7 protein-coding genes are annotated in these 6,337 nt (G+C 34.3%); 3 read left to right on the top strand and 4 right to left on the bottom strand.

Annotated features, from left to right (window positions below; genetic code table 11):
* Positions 1-117: 117 nt before the first annotated feature.
* From CAT7_RS09245 to CAT7_RS09255, 3 genes are all read right to left on the bottom strand, one after another.
* Positions 118-831: a DUF975 family protein gene (locus CAT7_RS09245; protein WP_007724807.1), complete on the bottom strand. Its 714-nt coding sequence runs from the start codon at positions 829-831 to the stop codon at positions 118-120.
* 112 nt (positions 832-943) lie between these two features.
* Positions 944-1,951, bottom strand: coding sequence for a glycosyltransferase family 2 protein (locus CAT7_RS09250; RefSeq protein WP_007724809.1), 1,008 nt, complete (start codon positions 1,949-1,951; stop codon positions 944-946).
* A 51-nt stretch (positions 1,952-2,002) separates the two neighbouring features.
* Complete coding sequence (locus tag CAT7_RS09255; RefSeq protein ID WP_007724810.1) at positions 2,003-2,788, bottom strand: SDR family oxidoreductase; 786 nt, start codon at positions 2,786-2,788, stop codon at positions 2,003-2,005.
* 242 nt (positions 2,789-3,030) lie between these two features.
* On the opposite strand from CAT7_RS09255, the gene CAT7_RS12055 reads away from it, so the two are divergent.
* The 3 genes from CAT7_RS12055 (at position 3,031) to CAT7_RS09265 (ending at position 4,993) form a co-directional block, all read left to right on the top strand.
* Complete coding sequence (locus CAT7_RS12055) at positions 3,031-3,351, top strand: hypothetical protein (RefSeq protein ID WP_007724812.1); 321 nt, start codon at positions 3,031-3,033, stop codon at positions 3,349-3,351.
* A gap of 168 nt (positions 3,352-3,519) precedes the next feature.
* Positions 3,520-4,248: a hypothetical protein gene (locus tag CAT7_RS12060; RefSeq protein WP_156780540.1), complete on the top strand. Its 729-nt coding sequence runs from the start codon at positions 3,520-3,522 to the stop codon at positions 4,246-4,248.
* Positions 4,249-4,288: 40 nt separating this feature from the next.
* Positions 4,289-4,993 carry an amino acid racemase gene (locus CAT7_RS09265; RefSeq protein WP_007724814.1) on the top strand — a complete coding sequence of 235 codons (705 nt, stop codon included), beginning with the start codon at positions 4,289-4,291 and terminating at the stop codon, positions 4,991-4,993.
* Between the two features lie 43 nt (positions 4,994-5,036).
* Here CAT7_RS09265 and pepV read toward each other — a convergent pair.
* A partial coding sequence (gene pepV, locus CAT7_RS09270; RefSeq protein ID WP_007724815.1) for a dipeptidase PepV occupies positions 5,037-6,337 on the bottom strand: 1,301 nt, incomplete at its 5' end.

Genomic DNA, 6,337 nt, shown 5'->3' on the forward strand with positions numbered 1-6,337 from the left:
GAGATTCTCTGAAAAAATTAACTAATCACATACATTAAACAGCATTAGAGTAAAACATTTTACAAAAAAAGAAAAGACTGAGTCGTAGGCTCAGTCCTTTCTCGTAGCTAATTTCATTTAATTATTATTGATTAAGTCTTCGTAGAATGCAACTTTTGTTGCATTTTTATAAGGCATCAACCAGATAAACCCAATACCTAACGATAAAATAGCTAATATATTCCAACCAAGAAAACTTAAGTCTAATATGAAAAGGCGCCATTTATGCCCTTTCATTAGGTTTTTACTTTCCGTGATACAATCTAAAGAAGAAACCTTTTCATTTGAAATGCTACTAGATTGATCTTTATAAATTAAGTACGCTTGAGAATACGCATAGGATTTTATGATTCCTGGAATAATCAGTAATAAACTCCATAATGTCGTAAAAATAGACGTTATGATGTAAATCAATATTACTCTAAGAAAGTATTTTTTTGTAAATACTTGCAGCCCATTTTTTAAAGGGTTAATTTCCATCTTAGGATTTCTAAACCAGTCTAGAAATGTAAATGAAATACCAACTGTAAAAAGCGTGGATAAAATCCCACTACCAACATTACTCGTGCCGTTTCCAGTACCATCATCAGAAAACAACGCATTGTCTACCCAATTTCCTAAAGTTGTATCTGCATTATTAGACAGACTAACCGCCAAAGCAGCGATCAATAGTATAATAACGATTGATAGGATGGTTGGAATAAGGTTTAGTAGTATTGCATCTTTCCACCTTCCTTTAAATAATGCTTTAGCATCGTACTTTAATTCAGCTCTTGTTTTATAACTGTCCATTTTTTTTGGTAATCTCCTCAAACAAATTATTTTCTATAGTTTACCAAAAAAAGAATAGCATTTGTTATCTTTTAAAAAATTTTCTTTATTCTAGACAAAAAATATCCTTCACTTACAAAAATTTATCTTCCGATTCAGACTGTTTTCCTATAATATTTTTTTTCAGGGTAGCTTTGTAATAATCTTTATAGGAACTAATATCACTCTTTAGTAATTTCAATCCTATTTTATAATACAATGGTATTTTTTTGTCATTATCGATTTCATTCTGATACAGTTGAATATCTTGTTGAAGTCTTTTTTGAAAAGCAACTGTATCTGGCGATTCAGATGCTTGGCTTAATTTATACCCAACAGAAATAATACTTTCTATGAGCTTTTGTAAAGCTACGTGTTTCAACTCAGGAAAATCGTTTTTTACCAATGCATATAATTGTTCCGTCTCTGTTAGAATATCGTAATATTCTGGTGAAAAGGTACTGCTGACAATTGTATTTGACCCTCTGATGTAGTGGTAACCAACAGTAGTAGTCACAATTGTCTTACTAGATAACTTGGCTAGTTTATATGTCGTTACAATATCTTCAAAAATCTTTCCCTCTGGAAAAGACACGCTTTGAAATAAACTATGACGGTAAATTTTATTCCATGTATAAAAAGCTACCCCTGAAGAACTGAATATCAATTTAATCAGTTCTTTTGGTTCAGTAATAATTGAATTTTTACTCCGTTTTTTAGGCACACTGATCCCGCCATAAACTTTATCAAAATTCATCACATACATCGTCATATCTTCGTGTTGCACTCTAGCTTCATAGAAATTTAAAAAGGCCTCTTCATCAAACCGATCATCGCTGTCAATAAATGCATAGAACTCACCAGAGGCAGCTTTTATCCCTTGATTTCTAGCGGCCGATAATCCTTTATTCTTTTGATGAACAACTTTAATTCGTTCATCCGTTTTTGCTAACAAATCACAAATTTCTGGTGAACTATCTGAAGAACCATCATTAATCAAAATCAGCTCAAAATTACTAAATCGTTGCTCTAAAACGCTTTTCACTGCATCTCCTAGAGTTGCGCTAGTATTATATACAGGCATAATGACACTTAACAACATCTTTTTTCCTCCTTGAATATTTTTTACACACTTCTAGGAATAGGATCCTTCTCAAATGGCTTTGACACTTCCGCCATCAATCATTAAAGCTGAACCAGTAACGTACGTATTGACATCAGAAACAAGAAAAACAACGAATTTTGCAAATTCTTCCGGTGTCCCATATCGACCAAGCGGAATAGCATTTTGAGCTCTTCTTGTAATTTCTTTCATAGATACATTCTGTTTCTTAGCAGTAATTTCATCTAACTCTGCTATTCTATCCGTTGCGATTCGTCCTGGCGCAACAGTATTTACTAAAATATTGTACGGTCCTAACTCTTCTGCTAACGTTTTACTAAGGCCCACAATACCTAGGCGAAAGGTATTCGATAATATCAAACCTGAAATTGGCTGTTTGATCGATGAAGAAGCAATATTAATAATTTTCCCACCATTTTCTTTTAAATCCGGTAAGACTTCTCGAACAGCTCGAATGTAGCTCAATAAATTCAACTGGAAGGCATTTTCCCAATCATCATCTGAAAAATCCTCAAAAGAGCCCGATGGAGGTCCTCCAGCATTATTGATAAGAATGTCAATGGAACCAAATACTTTTTGCGTTTCTTTTACGAGTTGTTGAATATCTTCACTTTTAGTTATATCAGCGGCAAAAAAAGCGACCCTTCCTTTTCCAATTGCCTTTAATTCTTCTTGAACTTTTTTTAACTTCTCAGGATTTCGGCTAGAAATCATCACATTTGTTCCTTCTTTTACTAATTCAGTTGCTATAGCTTTTCCTAACCCTTGACTTGATGCCATAACTAAAGCTGTTTTCCCTGCTAAATTTAAATCCACTAAAATACCTCCTTTTTCTTCGTTCCCTATCTTTTCATCTTAATTCATTTTTCCATATTAAAACACAAAAGTAAACTTTTACTCTGAATTAATCTCAAAATACCTCTCACTTCCTTTTAACAAATCTGGGTGGTATACTTTCATCACCTAAGAAAAGGCTTTCTTTTCTGTAAACAAGTTGGTTTTATTTTATTTTTTCTTCATTTCATGCTCATTTTATCCTTTCGAAAGGACTGTTAACTATGCCATCTGCCATTGAATTACAGACATTTATTCCAGTTATATTAGGAGGGAACTTAGGCGCTTATAGTACGGCACGCTCATTTTATGAAGCCTATAGCGTTACTTCTCTCGTTTTGTGTACTTTGCTCACTGGACCTATCGACCATTCTGCCTTCATTGAACCAATAGTTGAGCCTAAAATGATGCAACCAGAAGCGTTGCTAACTCTCTTAAAAAATATTGATAAACGTTACCCAACTATTAAAAAGATCCTTTTAGCAAGTACCGATAACTCTGTTGAATTGCTTATCACTCATAAATCACATTTTCCTAAAAATTAGATTATTCCATATGTAGATAAAGAAGTTTTTTATCGTGCAACGAATAAAGCGAGCTTTTATACCATTTGTGAAAGCGAAAGTGTCCCTTATCCTAAAACCATAGTGATAAACGAATATGAACCTCATTTACCTTTTGGCTTCCCTATTATTATTAAACCGACAAATAGTATGAAATACCACGCCATCGACTATCCCGGTAAAGAAAAAGTTTATATCTGTGAAGACCACGCTACATACAAAAAGAGCATTCACGATATGAGGCATAATGGGTACGATGATGAAATTATTCTGCAAGAGTACCTTCCAGGCGATGATTCATTAGTTGGAGTGGCTACAGTTTATTCTTCTCATAAAACTGGAGAAGTAAAAGTTATTTCTTTCGGTCAAACGTTATTAGAAGATCACACTCCGTCAGCTATTGGAAATCACCTAGCTATTTTAACTAAAAAAAATGATCAAATTGTAAGAGATGTAACCAAATTAGTGAAAGCTACTGGCTGGACCGGATTTTCTAATTTTGATGTCAAATACGATTCACGCGATCAGACCTATAAATTTTTCGAACTTAATGCTCGTCTTGGCCGCAGTAATTATTATGTGACTGCTGCTGAGAAAAATACTGCTACTTATTATGTAAAAGATTTCATTGAAAATAGTTCTATCGACTTCTCTATAGCGGATAAACAAATTTTATATTCTGCTGTACCGAAAAAACTATTGTTGGATAATATCCATTCAAATGAAATAAAAAAAACTATTCAACAATTGTATAAAGCTAATAAAGTTTACCACCCTTTAAACAGTCATGATGAACCGAGTATCAAACGCAAAATTTACGTGAAAATGGCTACTTTAAACTATTTCAAAAAATTTAAACGTTATCCTCAACCTTATTAACTTCATTATTTTATTGCCTAACAGAAAGGTCGTCCTAGTCATGAAGAATTTTTTTGCTATTTTAGGCGGTATGGGTACATTGGCCACGACTAATTTTTTACTTGAACTAAATAGTAGACACAATCCAACAAAAGATCAAGATTTTTTCAATTATATTTTATTTAATCATGCTGAGATTCCTGATCGTACAACGTTTATCCTTGATCACTCAGCACCTAGTCCTTTACCTGCACTATTAGAAGATATTGAAAAAATCAATGTCTTACAACCAGCATTTATCGTCATTCCTTGTAACACTGCCCATTATTTTATCGAGGAATTAGAGAAAGCTACACCGATTCCAATCGTCAATATGATCAAAGAAACGGTAAAGGCTATTCCTTCTAATTTTAATAAAAAAATTGGCTTAGCTGTGTCCCAAGGAACTTTAGAAAGTCAGTTATACGAACGTGAACTTCTTGCTAAAGGATTTGAAGTCATTCTACCAGATATCGTATTGCAAGATAAAATCAATCAATTGATTTATACCTTCATAAAAGAACAAGCTATTATGAATCTTTTCCTTTATGAAGAAATTCTGGAAGAGTTTCATTCAATGGGAAGTGAAACTACTCTACTTGGATGCACAGAACTTTCGTTAGCCAATAGCCATGATCCGTTAAAAAGACTTCCCGTTATTGATGCTGAAAAAATTCTGTTAGATCGAACCTTTCAGCTAGCACAAGAATTGAAAATAAGAGTTTAAAAAACAGGATTCTTTTTACAAAGAATCCTGTTTTTTCAGTCTGCTATTTAATTAATTCATAAATGGCCTCTGCGTAAATGCTCATTGCATTCATCAAATCATCAATTGCCATAAATTCGTTAGCTTGGTGCATGGTATCGATACTATTCGGGAACATTGCTCCATAAGCAACTCCACGTTCCAACAAACGGCCATATGTTCCACCGCCAATTGTTTGTTCATGTGCTTCTAATCCTGTTTGTCTTTGATAAACATCTAATAGTGTCTTAACTAATGGATCTTCAGCTGATACATAATGCGGCATTTGTTCTTTGCCTCGACTAAGAGTTACGCCATATTCAGCTAATTTACTTTCCATTTTAATTTCGATTCCTTCAGGTGTTACCCCTTTAGGGAAGCGGATGTTTACTGCAATAACTCCACCATTTTCAGGAGTGAACGTAAATACACCTGAATTCATTGTTAAGTCTCCCATAACGTCATCAATGTAATTTAATGCTAATTTTTCAGCTTTAGTATCTTCATGCAAATACTCTGCTGTCAATTGTAAGTAGTTTTTAGCATCTCCACCAAATGAATAACGATTTAAGAAAGCAGCCAAATACGTTCCAGCATTTACGCCTAAATGCGGTGCCATACCGTGAGCAGCTTTTCCTCCCACTTCTATCGTAACTTGATTTCCTTCTACTTTGATTGTTCCTGTAATTGGAGAAACTTCGACAAAGTCATAAAAATCTTTTTCAATTTGTTCAGCTTCTTCACTAGTAAAGATAGCAGTAGCATCTTGAGGAACCATATTTTCACGCAAGCCAGCATCAAAACTTATTAATTCATTTTTTCCGCCTTTGTTGTTGCCTTTTGTGTTTATATAAACCGTAAGAATCCCTTTTTCACCATTGATAATTGGAAATTCTGCATCTGGAGAGAAACCAAAGTCTGGGATTGGTTCATTCGCTAAATAATGATCCATACACATCCAGCCACTCTCTTCATCTGTTCCAATAATAAAACGAACTTTTTTAGAAACTGGTAATTCTAGGTCTTTGATCATTTTCAAAGCATAATAAGCAGCCACGCCTGGTCCTTTATCATCACTAGACCCACGAGCGTAAATGCGTCCATCTTTGATCACAGGGCTGAATGGGTCGGTTTCCCAGCCAGTTCCAACTGGAACGACATCAACGTGAGCAAAAACGCCCATTGTTTCATCGCCGGCACCGTATTCGATATGTCCAGCTAAATTACCAACATTTTTAGTAACAAATCCATCTCGTTCTCCCAAAGCTAAGAATGCTTCTAACGCTTCTTTCGGTCCTGGACCTACTGGAGCATCAGTTGTTGCTT

It is taken from the genome of Carnobacterium sp. AT7, assembly GCF_000171855.1.
In the GTDB taxonomy this organism is placed as follows: domain Bacteria; phylum Bacillota; class Bacilli; order Lactobacillales; family Carnobacteriaceae; genus Carnobacterium_B; species Carnobacterium_B jeotgali.